This window comes from Aquibium sp. ELW1220 (assembly GCF_030398385.1).
Classification (GTDB): Bacteria; Pseudomonadota; Alphaproteobacteria; order Rhizobiales; family Rhizobiaceae; genus Aquibium.
Window position 1 is genome coordinate 8,525 of sequence record NZ_JAOAOQ010000002.1, and the last position, 14,587, is coordinate 23,111.

A 14,587-nucleotide genomic window follows, 5' to 3' on the forward strand; every position below is an offset into this window, starting at 1 on the left:
TCGCGGGTCTCGATCTCGCTCGAGGGAATGCTCCAGACCGTGGTCGGCCAGTTCTCGAAACCCTCGCGGTTGACACGCGGCTTGTGGCCCGACCGCCAGCCAAACAGGCAGGGCTCGTGCGCCCACAACATGATCGAGCGCGTCAGCACCGGCCGGCTCTTGGCCCAGATGATCTGCTGGTGATGCAGCACGTCGAACTTGGTCCAGCACGCCTCCAGCATCGCCTGGCGGCGCGAGGCATGCCAGCAATACCAGGCCGCGTCTGGCTTGATGGCGCAGTCGATGGCAACCTGCATGAAGGCCTCGTAGAACTGCGGCCCCTGAGAGGAGTCGTCCCAGTGCTTCTGCTCGATGTAGTCCTCGGACCAGTTCTTGTTCGCAATCTTCCGGGCCCGCGCCGTGGCGTTCTTTTTCGTCGGATGGTTGGTGCCGTCGTAGTCGACGAGATACGGTGGATCGGTCGCAAACAGCGCCGCGCGTTCGCCGTTCATCAGACGGGTGACGTCGTCGGGACTGGTGGAGTCGCCGCAAAGCAGGCGATGATTGCCGAGGATCCACAGATCGCCACGGCGCGTCACCGCCCTGGCAGGCGCCTCGGGAACATCGTTCTCGTCGGTCAGACCCTCGCTCGGCACGNCGTTTCGCGGGCCGAAGACCACTCCGCCGCGAAACGATCAGCCTATCAATCCTGTAGCAGGATCGTGGACCACGAGGGCCAGGCGTTCGATTTCTCTCGCAAGGCCGCCGAGCATGTCCGGACCATCATGCTCGCGCCTGATGCGGCGCCCGAATGGACACGCGATCCGGAGAAGCTGTGGCAGCGCGCGGCGGCGGTCGAGAAGCGCATGGATGCCCAGGAAGCGCGCATCATCGATTTCTCCTTGCCGCGCGCCGTGCCGGCAGAATTGTGGGAGCCCTGCATCAGTCATGTGTATGAACCCTTCCTTCGTATGGGCATGGTGATGCAGATCGACATCCACGATACGCTCGCGAGTGACGGCGGTCGGAACGCGAACGTGCATGGACTGGCCACGCTGAGGGTGATCGAGGGCAACGAATTCTCCTCGCGTAAGAGCCGGGCTTGGAACGACATCTTTCGGCAGCGCAACGGGCGCGAGGTTCGCGAGCAGTTCGCCGCGCGGCTGACTAGGTTCTGCCAGGATCACGGCATCAACTACCAAGCCGACGCCCGCCCGAATGTGGAGCGTGACCGGCCAGCCCCGGAGCCGAACCTACCGAGATGGAATTTCGAGGCTTTCGAAAGAACAGGCGAGATGCCCGAGGCGCTGGCGGCGCTTCAGGAACATCGAAGACGGCGTCGGGCATGGGAGGCAAGCCGGTCCGAGGAAATCGAAGCCGCGCTGGACTTGACGACCGTAGAAGGCTATCTCCGTCAGCGTCGGCGGCGCCGCCTCTCTCCAGCCGATCCGGCACAAGGGCTGCCAGCAAGGGGAGATCGCCGCGCCGCCATCCTGAGGGCTTGGCATCATGGCGGCTGGATCGGCGCCGATACCATTCCGTCAATCAGCGCCGTCCGCTTCGATGATTCCCGAGGCGTCCTCTGGATCGACCTGAAGGACGGCAGCACGCTCCTTGACCTGGGCGACTCCATCGCCCTTCGCGGCCGGCTCACCTGGAGCGCTGCGCTGGAAACGGCCGCCGCCGCCGAGCGTCACGGCTGGACCGAGGTCCGCGTTCACGGCGACCAAGCCTACAAGGACGCCGCGAGCGTGGCAGCCATGCTGCGCGGCATTACCATACTCAATCATGAACTTTCGCCACATGCTCAGGCGCAGCTTGAGCGTCTGCTTGCCGAGCGTGCCGCATCGGCAGGGCAATCGCAGAACCCGCAACCGTCACAAAAAGCCGATGACAGTTATGAAAGCCGATTTCGCTCGCCCAACAGCCAAGAGGTCCACCGGGCAATCACGAAACGAGCTTTCGTAGCCGAACCGTCTCCGCTTTTGCATGCAGACGCCGAAGCCGCTGCGCTTAACTTGAAGCCTAGCTCCCACAAAACCTGCCTACGCCGGAAAGACGCTTGTCGCCTTCAGAACTAGCCAGCGTTCCCCAAAAGAAAGCAAAAAGGCGGCTAGCGCCGCCTTTTCATCAGAGAGCTACGAGAGCTTCAACTTTCTTGTCGATTTTGGCCTGCAAGCGAGCGGCTGCTTCTGGAGGCAGGTGGCCGTGTTCAATCGCCCGTGCCAGCTTCTTCCGATACATCGTCTTGACTGACGCTACAGTGCGCAAATTCTTCTTCTTCGGTTCGGTAAGGACCTCCACCCGAAGCTGCTTCGATATCAAGGCTGACATATCATATCCCCTTACATCCTCATCACGCGGTGAGCGCAAAGCAGGAGTGCGGTGCACACTACGAACGTTCGATCGTACCCGTCAAGTTGGCAGCAAGGTGGCCATCTTCGCCACTGTGGACTACCAATCGGTAAACGACACAACGAAAAAACGTGAGTGGAGTTCCTCTGGCCTGCTGTTGGTAGAGTGTCAAGTCCGTTGCAATCCACCATGCTGCCGCTAGAAGGCTATATGGGACGGCTTGGAAGCAGAAACAATCAATGCTCGAAGAAACTCTGAGGCTCACGGTGGGCGACACAATCGCGCACATTCTCCCCATGGGCTCTATGGGGTTGGAAGGAGACGAAGATCCTGAGGATGAACCCACCGATGATCAGGACGACCGAAGTTCATGGCGTGAGCTGCCAATATGGCCGACCGACCTATTTGTGGCTGTAGCCCATCTCGTTCACGTCTCGGGGCTCCTCACCTACTTCGATCCGGATCCTGATGCCCTATTCAGGCCAAATGATCGTCCACTGTGTTTCACCCTCACACATAAGGAACGAGTTGAAGCGCAGGCGGCGGGAAAACAATGGGCTAAGGATCCCACGCCATCCCAAACGGTAAACCGTCTTTGGGCTAAGGTGGTAGGAGCTTGGGAGGAACGGATACGTGCTTCCGCGCACTTTCAAAACGCTAGACGGCGCAGCGTCCCAACTTGGTGGAAGGCGGCGCTACAGCTGCTAATAATCGCTGACGAGGCATGCGTCGGGCTAGGCGCTCCACCAACCTCAGAATACCCTGAGCGTTGGCTCGTTGAAATCTTCGAAACAATCCAAGCGAAGCCGTTCGCAGGCGACAAGAAACTAGCGGCGGACGCCTACCAGGCGCGTCGACAACGTAGCAGTTTCGGAGTTGATAGCGATCCAGACGTTGCCTGCGTCCAGCCAAAAAGTCGCATAGCATCTGTGGGGTGTAGCCTCAGAAACCTTACGAAACATGTGGCCTATATCCCTCACGTCGGGAACGTACGCTGCCATTGGCATCAACCGATCGGATCCGACCTGCCTGAGGATCGCGACACTCTCGATATCTTGCTGGTCCCGCTTCCGCTCACGATTGAAGACGCGTCCTTCCACCCAAAAGCTAAAGCAGATCCAGATCCGTCAAAACGCCCCCGGGGTTTTGACACTGACTTCAGTGGCCTTGGTGGAAAGGTCAATCCGCAAGTACGGAGGTCCGCGAGTAATAGCCTTTTGGAAAGACGAGGCAGGGAATCGGAAGGAATTGACACTGGAAGACCATTCGGCGTCGCTCCTGCTCCGGCTAGAAGCGAAGCGGACGGAGGACCAAACTCTGGACGGCAGGCCAAGCGAGAACACTTGGGCTTGGCTATTTCGGGAAGCCATCAGTCTCTAGTCTGGGCGAGGCGCCAGCATGGCATGACGCGGCCATGTTGCTCCTGCGACGATCGCTCGCACTATGCAATGCAAAGACACAGCGCAGCGTATTCTCGGTTTGCCCGCTAGCAGGGTACAACCGATGCCGAAGCGAATACAAAATTCGTTCAAACGGGCGCAAAATATCAACAAATCGAGCACTATGACATCTTGTCCGTCGGATATATTCTGATCACGCTCGGCTCGCAGCTGAGTTCAACTAGGGTGCCCAGCCTAAGGGAGAGGTTGACCTTGCCATGACCACTTCGGAACCCATAGGCGATCGGGAAAGAATAGTCGCCAAGCAGGTCTTGAATGACTGATCTGAGGTCATTGTAGGGATCGGTGCAGTTCGTCATCGCGCCGAATACGACGGCCCGCGCAGACTCAAACACTCCAGCGCTCCTAAGCTGCGTAAGCATTCGGTCGATTCGGTACGGCGGTTCACCAGTGTCTTCCAAAAACACGATGCTCTCAGAGAAGTGGGGGGCATAATTCGTTCCCAATGCGGCGGCAACCAAGGACAAACAGCCGCCAATCATCAGGCCACGCGCGCGTCCGGCCCGGAGAAACTCAATTGGTTCTACTACAGGTTCTTCGCAGAAAATTGCGGTGTGTAGAGACCGGCGGTTCAGCTCGCATTCCCGCGTGTCATCCAATAGTTGCCGCGTTGCAATATTCGGCCCATGTATCGAGATAATATTCGGCCAGAAAGAGGCGGCAGCAAGGTGCAAAGTGGTAATATCGCTATGTCCAACAAGCAGCTTGCGGGCAGGACTCAAATCTGAATCCAAATGCCGAAGCAACCGTGCACTCCCATAACCGCCCCGCGTGCAGAATATTGCCCGAATCCGGTCGTCCACCAAGGCCGAATTGAGGTGAGAAGCCCTGATCCCGTCCGGCCCGGCTAGGTAGAAATGGTGAGTATCGTCAACGCGAACATCCACTTGCAGATGCCAGCTCTGGAGCAGCGATACTGCTGCGGAAAGCAGATCACTATCCGCACCGCGAAACTGCGAAGCGGGCGCTACGATGCAAACGAGATCTCCGGGCTTGAGCCTCATAGCATCGCCACCTTGCCTTGTGGCCAGGTCGCGATCCCACCATACTTAGCCGCCGGAAGTCCAAAAAATGCTGCGGCCCGTCGCGTGCCGAGTTCAAAATGCCAGTACTCGTCCGGGTATGGTGCAAAACCAGCGCGAACCATGGTCCAATAAAGTAATCTCCGCATATCTCGTCTAGTTCGGTCGTTGGCGGATTTGATTCGTCGGAACGTCCCCTCGTAATAGGCGGTAGCCGCGACGTCATCGAACTGATCGAACTCGGCGCCGAGATCTATAAGCGTTCCCTCGACGGTGGCGAGTCCGACGTCCACGGCGGCGCCTGTGCAGTGTGGCGGTGGAGCTAGATGGTACTCCGCCTCGGACCCGGGTAGCGGACTCACGAAGCGAGATATCGTAGCCGCGCGGAGCTCATTCGACAGTGGACAATCCAGCAAATCAGCGGCGAAACGATCAGCTATTTCCTTCTGTGTCTCTAACGACCTGAAACCATCGTATATCAGGATACATAAGTTATCGGGAAGCGTGCGTGTAGCAGCATGCAATACCTCGACAACCCCCGTCCGCAAGTAAACCGATGACCCGGCCGTTGCGAACCCGCGCGCGAAATACGCTGGGCAGACCTTAAGTCTATCTACCGGATCGACTTTGATCATTGGCTCGCCGCATTCATGGATTATCACGTCTCGGTTATCTAAGTCGGACAACGTGGGTATAGGCCTAGTTTGATGCATACCGCACCTCCCATATGTCTGGCTCGTCGCGAACGATGAATGCGGAGTTGGCGTAACTCTCGCAGAGCTCGTCAAACGAGATTCCAGCAGCGAGTGCCGCATCGCAGGCGATCGAACTCTCAAGCAAGCCCGGTATGCCGTTCATCTCGAGTACGCATAGTTCGCCGTTCCCAAGGAGGAGCAAATCAGTGCGGGTTAACCCTACGCAGCCGACCTCCTCATGTAGCCGCAAAACCACTTTCTTGATCCGGGCGGAAGTCTCAGCATCGATGCGGGCAGGGATGACATGCCGATCCCGACCCTCCTTTCCGAATTTCTGTTCCTTTCCCATCACCAGCGCGTCGTCGCGCCGGAGCTCGACTATTGGCAGAAACATTGGTCCGTCCAGGTAGTCGATGACCGTACAGCTTATTTCGGCAACGGCTTGTTCCAGGTGCTGCACCAAGACTCTCCCCTCTCGATCCAACATGCTCGTTGCTGCCGCTATGGCTTCATGATGCGTGTCGAAAATTTCTAAACCTTCGCTTGAACCGGAGAAGTTTGGTTTTACAAGCAGCGGTGGAGCGACCTGCCCAACGCGTCGCTCCTTCTCGGCGTCCGAGAGCTGGCGTGTAAGCACGCATCCGCGTGGGGCGCGGACGGCAGCCTCGACCGGAAAGATCCGGTCGACTACATTCGCGAGGGCGGCCTTGTCCTGCATCATGGACCCCGACCTCGGAGTCGGTCCTGCACACGGAACGCCTAGGACTCTGGCCAATGCAAAAACATGACCGTCCTCACAAGGAGGACCGAATCCCACGGGAACCACCAAGTCGGGTCTGTCGCTCAGCAGATACTCAACCAATTCCATCCCCTCGCGCGAGTGAATCACATGCGTCTTCCAACCGCGTTTGAGCAGTGATTCATTCACCCGGTGGCCGGATATCACACCGTATGGGTCTTCTTCAGTCCTAGAGCCGATCACCACTAGCGCTTTCATCATCATTCTCCATTGCGTCGAGAAGCCTTCTCCCGAGATTGAAGCCGTTGACGCGGGCAAAGCGCATTGCTCTCTCTGTGCTCAAAGCGGCCTCGATCAGGTCCGCAACTCCCTCCTCGTCGACGAGCCGGATTGCTGCTCGGGCTTCCCGCCTAAGCGCGCCATTTCCTCCCCTGGCCGGATTTGCAGCCGTAGAAAGACCTTTGATGGCTTCTGCGGGCCGGAGCGCTGCCAAGAGAGATGGCTCATAACTTGTCGGCTGGTACCACGGCACTCGCAGCGCCTTGATGATCACCCCGACAGCTGGTGCAATACGCAAGCCCCGAGTTGCAGCCGCAGAGCGCACCTGCATGCGCACCGCCCAAAACCTAGCCTCGGTCGCACCCCCGACCGTAATTCGCACCGGAGTGTCATCGGAATCAGCAATGTCAGCGAACATCGAGGGGGAAGCGTGTTCTAAAGCGTAGCGGAGAGACGGTGGTTTACCGGGTCTGTGTCGCGAATCCCGACTCAGCACCCATTCGAGAAGGTCCGGACCAAGGTCAATATCCAGGTCCGGCGGAATTTCGGGATCGCGCCGCGCGAAATCTAGGTAAATCGGACTGTCAACACCCGCGATGCGCAGAGCGCCTGCCAATGTTACCAAGGACATTAGTGCACGCCCGCGATGGAAGCCCTCCGTTTTCGGGGCCGACGTAAACAGCCTAATCTTCGGTATCGATGGTTCAATGAGCAGGCGGACATCGCTTCGGATCGCCTCCGCGACGCAGCCGGCATATCCGAGAACCCGAAAAGGAACATCGGTGCTCAGTGGGCCGACGCCAATCATAAGTTCAATTGGTAATCTGCCTGCTCTCGCGTCATCGATCGCACAGACACTCGCCTCGAGTTCACTGGTTGCTATCGGTGACGCTAACGCTACAGCCTCGCTGAAGACCTTCATGATCGCCCCCCCGCATCGGAAGTGGCCTCAAGAATCTCGCCCGAACTGTTGACGATAAACCGGGCGATGAGGCCGAAAGGGGTTTTCATGTTCGGCCTGAGGATGATCGGTGAATTCGGCGTCTCCCTCTGTTCCGTGCTGTCGCGACGGGACTGAAGGGCTTTGTCGCCTATGAACTGGATGACCGGGGTCCGAATCGAGGCTTCGTTTCCAATACCGCCCATGGCAATTCCTCCTGGCCCTCAAAATCGCCGCAAACGGACGGCTTGTCAACCTCATTTATGCTAAGTGTGTATCTCATTTTATGCACCCGTAAACCGCACTTATATGCGAGCGCGAATAGAGTGCTTTGCGAAGAGTAGTAAGCTAGATTTGATTCGCGTCAGCACGTATCACGGCGGCGAGGGGACCACATATGACAGTCCGGGCATTCGTCGTTTCAGATACTAAATTCGCACAGGAGCTTATCTCGGCGGCGGGAGACGCTGATTCCATCGTGGTCATGCTGGGTTCCCCGACGGGATCAATCGCTACCCATGGCTTAGAATTGATCCGGCAACCTTCCATGACAACGCTGATGCAGATCTTTGCTGCACGCGAAGTACGCGAGGTCACCTTCGCAGCCAGCCTCCTCGCTTCGCCAAACTTGTGGCTTCAAGCAATTTTTCGGAGGCCTGCCGAAGTGTTTGGCCACATTGCCACAGACTGGTTTTCCGCCACGGGACTCGTGAAGCTCCTAATCGCCGAACTTTCTCAATCCCACATTGAGATAGTTGGGCCAAAGGACATTGCAGCCGAACGTTTCTATCTTACGCAAGCTGATGCGCAACGAACGGGGGCAACCCGCGCGACCCCTAACGGTCTCAGAACGCTGGTGGCGCAGAATGCCAAGTTCCGCAGCATTGCAACGACCACCGAGGCTTACATCGTAGGGCGGTTGTTCAACGGGTCTCTTGAGTTTTTGAAGGCTGAGAGCCGAACCACCGACGCACTAATCAGATCTGTCAGCCCTCGCGATCATGAGAGGTTCAGATCGATCATCTTGGTAAAAAGAATCCACAGCGATCATGAAGTTCAAAAGCTAGTCTATCCGGTGATAGGAGAAAGGACCATCGAGCTGGCCCATGAATACGGGATAGATGAAATATATGTAGATGAATTCTGCGCTATACAGGGAAAAGAGAACGTAATCGAAATGTGTCAGATGTGGAATATAAAACTAGCGAGGCTGTAATTCTCTCACCAACCCAATTCTGTTTGCAACAACCTGCTCAATATACTTAACGATATACCTGCTATTGTTTCTCCCAATTTGCTTGAATTTATTATCTTCGAAAAAATAGACAGAGTGAGATACTCCCTTCTTTCCGCAGACGGCAAAAGGAAGCACAGCTATAACGTCACACACGAACGTCTTCGAAATAGACAGCAGCTTGTCATCATCGAGCCAACTGATTAGAGACGCTGTTGCATAATTCTTAGAAGATGCATCGGAGAATGCAAACACAATTTTCGAGACGGAACCTTCAACAGCGCCGTTTTTCATGAATGCCCGCAGCATCGAGAAATTATCCTCCGCCCCTCGAAGTCTATAGTAAGATAAGAATTTATTACAAATAACGTATATCGTCCCCTCTAAAGATATATCCAGCTCGCTAGCTGCGATCAGCTCTGAAAGATCGCTGTTGGTAGAAGGATAGAATCTTTCGATCAGCTCCGATATGAGACGCGTATCAATATCGTACCGCTCCGGAAGGATTTTTCCGAGCGTCGTTAGCTTCTCCGCATCGAAATAATCATGCTCTTTGCTCAGCCCCCTACTAACCGCTTGTCTGGACACAGCAAGAGCTTTGGCAATGTCACTGTTTGTAACGGAGAGGTTGCTTACAAAGTCGATATCACGCTTGCTCATTCGCAGTACGAATCCGATCCGCCGACAGGTTGTGGCTAAAGATTGACGGGGATTAGAATAGCGGTTGACGGTGGTGACATCAAGGCGATCCTTGCCGCCCTAACAGCTCGAAAGTGATGGCTTCCGACGTTCAGAAAGTGGGCCGTAATCTCGAGAGCTTTATTGGGGTTTCCATTCTTGGCAAGGCTGGAACTTGGGACGCCGGACTGGTATACAAGGGACCGTAATATGGGTTACAAATCCTTTGTTTCTCAGTGTTTTGGAACGTTGGTCGGAGAGTCCCCCCCCTCTCCGCCACATCGCACTGGTCCCGCAAACGATGAATGCCGTACCTGTTCAGTGAAACGACGCGCGGAAGCTGGTCGGGGTCAGCGCGACATGCGCCTGAAGCGGGGGATACAGTTCGAAGGCCTTCGGGGTACGGGCGAAGTCCCACAGGCGAAGCAAACACCATTCGCTGCGACGGTCATCCGCGACCGCGAGTTCGTTCGCGGTGATGTGGAAGGGCGTCCGCTCCCAGCCGTTCGTCGTCTTCACCTCGATCAGCCGTTCCCTGCCATTGGGGTGGAACGAGGCGATGTCGAATCCGGCGCCGTCGCCCATCTCCTCCGAGGTCCACTGGACGCGCTCTGCAAGATCGCTCCGACCCGCGATCGTCAGCACTTCGCGCTCGTGCCGCAGCACGAGTTCCTCGCCGGCGCGTCCCAGCGCGCGGTTGCGTTCGTCGCGTTCAGCGACATTGTAACGGCGGGCGATCGCCATCGCCTGCTCGATCTCGTTCGGTTCGGGCGCATTCGACAGCGTCGGCGCCGGACCGATCCACAGCGCCGGGTTCTCGGCCAGCTGATTCATCGCAGCCACCGAGGGTGTTCGCATCGTGCAGTCGGGACGTGCCGCCAGCCAGCGCAGGACCGCGTCTTCCAGGGCGCGCTGAAAATTGAAGGCTGGCCTGTAGCCGACGATCCAGGTTTCGCCGAGGCCCATCAGCACCGCGCTGATGTTCTGGTGCTTGTACTCGATCGATCCCTCACTGCGGCCAATCCGGTCCTGGAGCGCTCGCCTGTGCGCTGTCTTGCTGAACGGCTCGCCCGCCAGTTCCTTAGCCAGCATGGCGAAGTAATCCGCGACGATCGCGTCGTTTTCGTCGTCCTGCCAGTTTCCCGCTGCCATCCCGCGAGCCTAGCGAGGTCCGTGCAGACTGTCACCTTGGCTGTACCGGGTGGACATGCGCCACCCCCTCACCGCCTCGGCAGGCTGAAGTCCGCGGCCTGGCGCAGGTGCTGGCGCAGCAGGGCTTCGGCCCATTCCACGTCGCCGGCCTCCACTGCGTCGAGGATCGCCATGTGCTCGTGGCAGGACTGCTCGATGCGGCCGGGCGGAAGCTCCTCGTAGCCGGCCGATTCCTGCATCCGGCGCAGATTGTTCTGCTGGCGGACGGCGTCGGCGAGGAAGCGGTTGCCCGAGCAGGCCGCCAGCGTCTCGTGGAAGGCGGAGTTGATGCGGAACCACTCGTCGGCGCCGGTGCTGCGGCCGCTGTCGGCGAGCACGCGCTCGTGGGCGCGGCGGATCGGCGCGAGCTGCGCCGGATCGGCGTGGAAGCCGGGCGCCCTGAGCCCCGCGCATTCCACGACCATGCGGAACTCGTAGCTCTCCCTGAAGGCGTCCTCGCCTTCGATCGATTCGGCGAAGCGCCAGCCATGGCCGGGCAGACGCTGCGCCAGCCCCTCGGCCGCAAAGCGCAGCAGGAGCTTGCGCACGGCGCCGCGCGGCAGGTTGTAGCGCGGCATCAGCTCGGCCTCCGACACCTCCTGCGGCAGCTCGCCCCGTGCGCGCTCGCGCATCATCTGCCGGTAGAGCGCCTCGTGCGGCGATGTCGGCAGGACGGCCTCGGGATCGATCGCGGCGAGGTCCTGCGCCACCTGGATGCCGCGCGTTTCCATCGGCTCGAGCACGCCCCGGGCCACCAGAAGGTCGAGCGCTGCGCTGACCGGCGAGCGCGAGACGCCGAAGCTGCGCGCGAGTTCGGGCGCCGAAACGCGCGCGCCGACCGTGGCGCCGCCGTCGCGCAGGCGCTGCAGGATGCGGCGGGCGAGATCGATCTGCAGCGGGCTGGCGCCGTCGGTGCCGGGCTCCTCCTCCGTTTCGCTGTCCATCGATCCTCCTGCTTCGGCCCGCGCCAGTCGCCGGCCCGCCACTATAGAGGCATCGCAAGGCATTGCCTAAGCGTCTTCTGCCCAAAATAATGCTTTTCATGCGCTCATAATGCATTATGGTGTGCACAAACGCAGTCGGAAGCCGCCCATGACCGTCACCCCGTTTCCCCTCGTCGAGATCTCCGGCGCACCGCGCGCACGCGGTCGGCTCTATGGCGAGCAGGCGCGGCAGCGGATCGCCGCCTCGGTGGACCTCTATGCGGGCAGCCTCGGCCGGCTGGGCTTTGCCGCGACCGACGTCGAACGCTTCACGGCGGCCTTCCGGCCGCGGCTCGCCGCTTTCGCGCCCGACCTGGTCGAGGAGATAGAGGGCATTGCCGAGGGCGCCGGCGTCGATTTCGCCGCCATCATGCTGGTCAACGCCCGCACCGAGGTGCTGCAGCTCGCCCGCCGCGAGAAGGGCATCGCCGACGACGAGCCCGACGGCTGCACCGGCGCCGTGGTGCTGCCCGGCGAGACGCGCGACGGCCACCTGATCCACGGCCAGAACTGGGACTGGAGGGCGGAGTGCGCCGAGACCTCGGTGGTGGTGCGCATCCTGCGCGACGACGGGCCGGACCTCCTGACCTTCACCGAAGCCGGCGGGCTCGCCCGCAGCGGCTTCAATTCGGCCGGCATCGCCATCACCGCCAACTACCTGGAATCCGACCGCGACTACCGCGAGCTCGGCATACCGCTGCCCTTCATCCGCCGCCGCGCGCTGGAGGCGCAGCACTTCGCGCTGGCACTGAAGGTGGTGGCGACGACGCCGAAATCGGGCTCCAACAACATGATGCTGAGCACCGCCGAAGGCTATGCCGTCGATCTCGAATGCGCGCCCGACGAGGCCTTCGCGATCCATCCCGACGGCGGCATGATCGTCCATGCCAACCACTGGCAGAGCGCGGTCGCGCTGTCGAAGCTGCGCGAGACCGGGCTCGCCGACGTGCCCGACAGCCTCTACCGCGACAAGCGCGTGGAGATGCTAATGCGGGCGCGCCGGGGCGACATCGTGGCGGACGACCTGAAGGCGGCGCTGTTCGACGATTTCGGCTCGCCCTTCTGCGTCTGCCGGCCGCCGCTGCGCAAGGAGGGCGGCAATCTCTCGGCCACCGTGGCGATGATCGTGATGACCCCGGCGCAGGGCGTCATGGAGATCGCGCCACTGCCGGCGGTGAACCGCAGCTTCACCCGCTACGACCTGACCATGGACGCGCGGGCGAGCGAACGCGCCGCCTGAGGAAGGGCAGGGCCTGCCGATGGGACGCTTCATCCTCACACGCATCCTGAGCGCGATCCCGACGCTGCTGATCGTGTCGCTCACCGTCTTTTCGCTGATGCGGATGATCCCGGGCGATCCGGCCGCGCTGATGCTGGGCGACCTCGCCCAGCCCGGCCAGGTGGAGGCGCTGCGCGAGGAAATGGGCCTCGATCGGCCGGTCGCCGTGCAGTACCTTCTGTGGCTCGGCAATGTGGTGACCGGCGATTTCGGCCTGTCGATCGCCACGGGCGATCCGGTGCTGCCGGAGCTCTGGGACCGCTTCACCGTCTCGGCCACGATCGTCTTCGCCGCCATCCTGCTCGCGACGCTGATTGCCGTTCCGGCCGGGATGATCGCCGCCTGGCGGCAGAACAAGGGCACCGACTTCGCCGTCATCGGCGTCGCGACCGTGCTCCTGTCGATCCCGAGCTTCTGGCTCGGCCTCATGCTGCTGCTGGTCTTCGGGCTCTGGCTCGGCTGGCTGCCGATCGTCGGCTACGTGCCCTTCAGCCGCGATCCGGGGCTGGCGGCGCTCGCGCTGATCCTGCCGGTCGCCACGCTCGTGCTCGCCGAATCCGGCTCCATCGCCCGCATGGCGCGGGCCTCGACCATCGAGGTGGCGCGGCTCGAATACATCACCCACGCCCGCGCCAAGGGCCTGTCTGAGGCCGCCGTGATGTGGCGCCATGCCTTCCGCAACGCGTTCGCGCCGACCTGGACGCTGATCGGGCTGATCCTCGGCAGCCTGCTCGCCAACATTGCCGTCATCGAGACGGTCTTCACCATCCCCGGCCTCGGCCGCATGCTGGTGGACGGCATCTATGCGCGCGACTATCCCGTGGTGCAGGGCTGCATGCTCTACATCGCCTTCATGTACGTGCTGGTGAACCTCGCGGTCGACCTCGTCTACCCGCTGCTCGACCCGCGGGTGACGGCATGATCGCCCGCGCCCGCCGCCTGCCGCGCCTGCGCCTCAACGCGCTGTTGGGCGTCACGGTCGTGGTTCTGCTGGCGCTGCTTGCCCTGTTCGGGCCTTTCATCGCGCCCTACGATCCGCTGAAGCTCGACCTGCCGGCGCGGATGAGCGGCTTCACCGCGCAGCACTGGCTCGGCGCCGACGAGTTCGGCCGCGACGTGGCGAGCCGCCTGATCGTCGGCGCCCGCACCAGCGCCTGGATCGCGCTCGCCACCGTCGCCTTCGCGCTGGCGACGGGCACGGCCATCGGCGTCGCCGCCGGCTATCTGCGCGGCTGGACCGACCGCATCCTGATGATGGTCAACGACGCCTTCCTGGCCTTTCCGGGCCTGCTTCTGGCGCTCGGCTTCATGGCGGTGTTCGGCGCCAGCCGCAACGGCATCATCGTGGCGCTCGGCCTCGCCTACATGCCGGTGGTGGTGCGCGTGGTGCGCTCGACCGTGCTCTCCGTGCGCGAGCGCGAGTTCGTCGAGGCCTCACGGGTGACCGGCAATTCCGAAATCGTGACCATGCTGCGGCACGTCCTGCCCAACTGCGTGGCGCCTGTCACCGTGCTCGCCACGACCATGTTCGGCTGGATCATCCTGTCGGAGAGCGCGCTCTCCTTCCTCGGCCTCGGCGTGCCCCCGCCGGCGCCGAGCTGGGGCAACATGCTGGCAACCGCACGGCCCTACATCAACCAGGCGCCGCATTTGATCGTTCTGCCGGGCCTGTGCATCTCGATCACGCTGCTCGGCGTCAACATGCTGGGCGACGCGGTGCGCGACTGGCTCGACCCGAAGATGAAGACGTAGG

At 60.6% G+C, this 14,587-nt stretch carries 14 protein-coding genes and 1 pseudogene; 5 read left to right on the forward strand and 10 right to left on the reverse strand.

Annotated features, from left to right (window positions below; genetic code table 11):
* Positions 1 to 635, reverse strand: a pseudogene (locus tag N1F91_RS01980) (hypothetical protein); the annotation flags it as partial.
* Here N1F91_RS01980 and N1F91_RS01985 point away from each other — a divergent pair.
* Positions 540 to 2,060 (forward strand): MobA/MobL family protein, encoded by a 1,521-nt coding sequence (locus N1F91_RS01985; RefSeq protein ID WP_289989796.1) that lies wholly within the window; start codon positions 540 to 542, stop codon positions 2,058 to 2,060. The pseudogene N1F91_RS01980 and the gene N1F91_RS01985 overlap by 96 nt on opposite strands.
* A 49-nt stretch (positions 2,061 to 2,109) precedes the next feature.
* Here N1F91_RS01985 and N1F91_RS01990 read toward each other — a convergent pair whose 3' ends face one another.
* The 6 genes from N1F91_RS01990 to N1F91_RS02015 form a co-directional block, all read right to left on the reverse strand.
* On the reverse strand, positions 2,110 to 2,313 hold the full coding sequence (locus N1F91_RS01990; protein ID WP_289989797.1) for a hypothetical protein: 204 nt from the start codon (positions 2,311 to 2,313) through the stop codon (positions 2,110 to 2,112).
* Positions 2,314 to 3,895: 1,582 nt separating this feature from the next.
* Positions 3,896 to 4,798, reverse strand: a complete 903-nt coding sequence (locus N1F91_RS01995; RefSeq protein ID WP_289989798.1) for an LD-carboxypeptidase — start codon at positions 4,796 to 4,798, stop codon at positions 3,896 to 3,898.
* On the reverse strand, positions 4,795 to 5,631 hold the full coding sequence (locus N1F91_RS02000) for a M15 family metallopeptidase (protein ID WP_354670513.1): 837 nt from the start codon (positions 5,629 to 5,631) through the stop codon (positions 4,795 to 4,797). The genes N1F91_RS01995 and N1F91_RS02000 overlap by 4 nt, the downstream gene beginning before the upstream one ends.
* On the reverse strand, positions 5,516 to 6,232 hold the full coding sequence (locus N1F91_RS02005) for a hypothetical protein (RefSeq protein ID WP_289989802.1): 717 nt from the start codon (positions 6,230 to 6,232) through the stop codon (positions 5,516 to 5,518). Before N1F91_RS02005 ends, N1F91_RS02000 begins: the two co-directional genes overlap by 116 nt.
* A gap of 247 nt (positions 6,233 to 6,479) precedes the next feature.
* Positions 6,480 to 7,451, reverse strand: coding sequence for a hypothetical protein (locus tag N1F91_RS02010; protein ID WP_289989804.1), 972 nt, complete (start codon positions 7,449 to 7,451; stop codon positions 6,480 to 6,482).
* Positions 7,448 to 7,675 (reverse strand): hypothetical protein, encoded by a 228-nt coding sequence (locus N1F91_RS02015; RefSeq protein WP_289989805.1) that lies wholly within the window; start codon positions 7,673 to 7,675, stop codon positions 7,448 to 7,450. The genes N1F91_RS02010 and N1F91_RS02015 overlap by 4 nt, the downstream gene beginning before the upstream one ends.
* A gap of 191 nt (positions 7,676 to 7,866) precedes the next feature.
* On the opposite strand from N1F91_RS02015, the gene N1F91_RS02020 reads away from it, so the two are divergent.
* Positions 7,867 to 8,685 (forward strand): hypothetical protein, encoded by an 819-nt coding sequence (locus N1F91_RS02020; protein WP_289989808.1) that lies wholly within the window; start codon positions 7,867 to 7,869, stop codon positions 8,683 to 8,685.
* Here N1F91_RS02020 and N1F91_RS02025 read toward each other — a convergent pair.
* From N1F91_RS02025 to N1F91_RS02035, 3 genes are all read right to left on the reverse strand, one after another.
* Positions 8,671 to 9,363: a hypothetical protein gene (locus N1F91_RS02025; RefSeq protein ID WP_289989809.1), complete on the reverse strand. Its 693-nt coding sequence runs from the start codon at positions 9,361 to 9,363 to the stop codon at positions 8,671 to 8,673. The genes N1F91_RS02020 and N1F91_RS02025 overlap by 15 nt on opposite strands.
* A 336-nt stretch (positions 9,364 to 9,699) precedes the next feature.
* Entirely contained in the window at positions 9,700 to 10,533 is an 834-nt protein-coding gene (locus N1F91_RS02030; RefSeq protein WP_289989811.1) for a DUF3883 domain-containing protein, read from the reverse strand.
* A 68-nt stretch (positions 10,534 to 10,601) separates the two neighbouring features.
* On the reverse strand, positions 10,602 to 11,516 hold the full coding sequence (locus N1F91_RS02035; protein ID WP_289989813.1) for a GntR family transcriptional regulator: 915 nt from the start codon (positions 11,514 to 11,516) through the stop codon (positions 10,602 to 10,604).
* 148 nt (positions 11,517 to 11,664) lie between these two features.
* Here N1F91_RS02035 and N1F91_RS02040 point away from each other — a divergent pair, with 148 nt between their 5' ends.
* The 3 genes from N1F91_RS02040 to N1F91_RS02050 are packed head-to-tail and all read left to right on the forward strand — an operon-like array spanning position 11,665 to position 14,586.
* Positions 11,665 to 12,795: a C45 family peptidase gene (locus N1F91_RS02040; protein ID WP_289989815.1), complete on the forward strand. Its 1,131-nt coding sequence runs from the start codon at positions 11,665 to 11,667 to the stop codon at positions 12,793 to 12,795.
* A 19-nt stretch (positions 12,796 to 12,814) separates the two neighbouring features.
* Complete coding sequence (locus N1F91_RS02045; RefSeq protein WP_289989817.1) at positions 12,815 to 13,756, forward strand: ABC transporter permease; 942 nt, start codon at positions 12,815 to 12,817, stop codon at positions 13,754 to 13,756.
* Between the two features lie 17 nt (positions 13,757 to 13,773).
* Positions 13,774 to 14,586, forward strand: a complete 813-nt coding sequence (locus N1F91_RS02050; RefSeq protein ID WP_289990324.1) for an ABC transporter permease — start codon at positions 13,774 to 13,776, stop codon at positions 14,584 to 14,586.
* Position 14,587 lies beyond the last annotated feature (1 nt).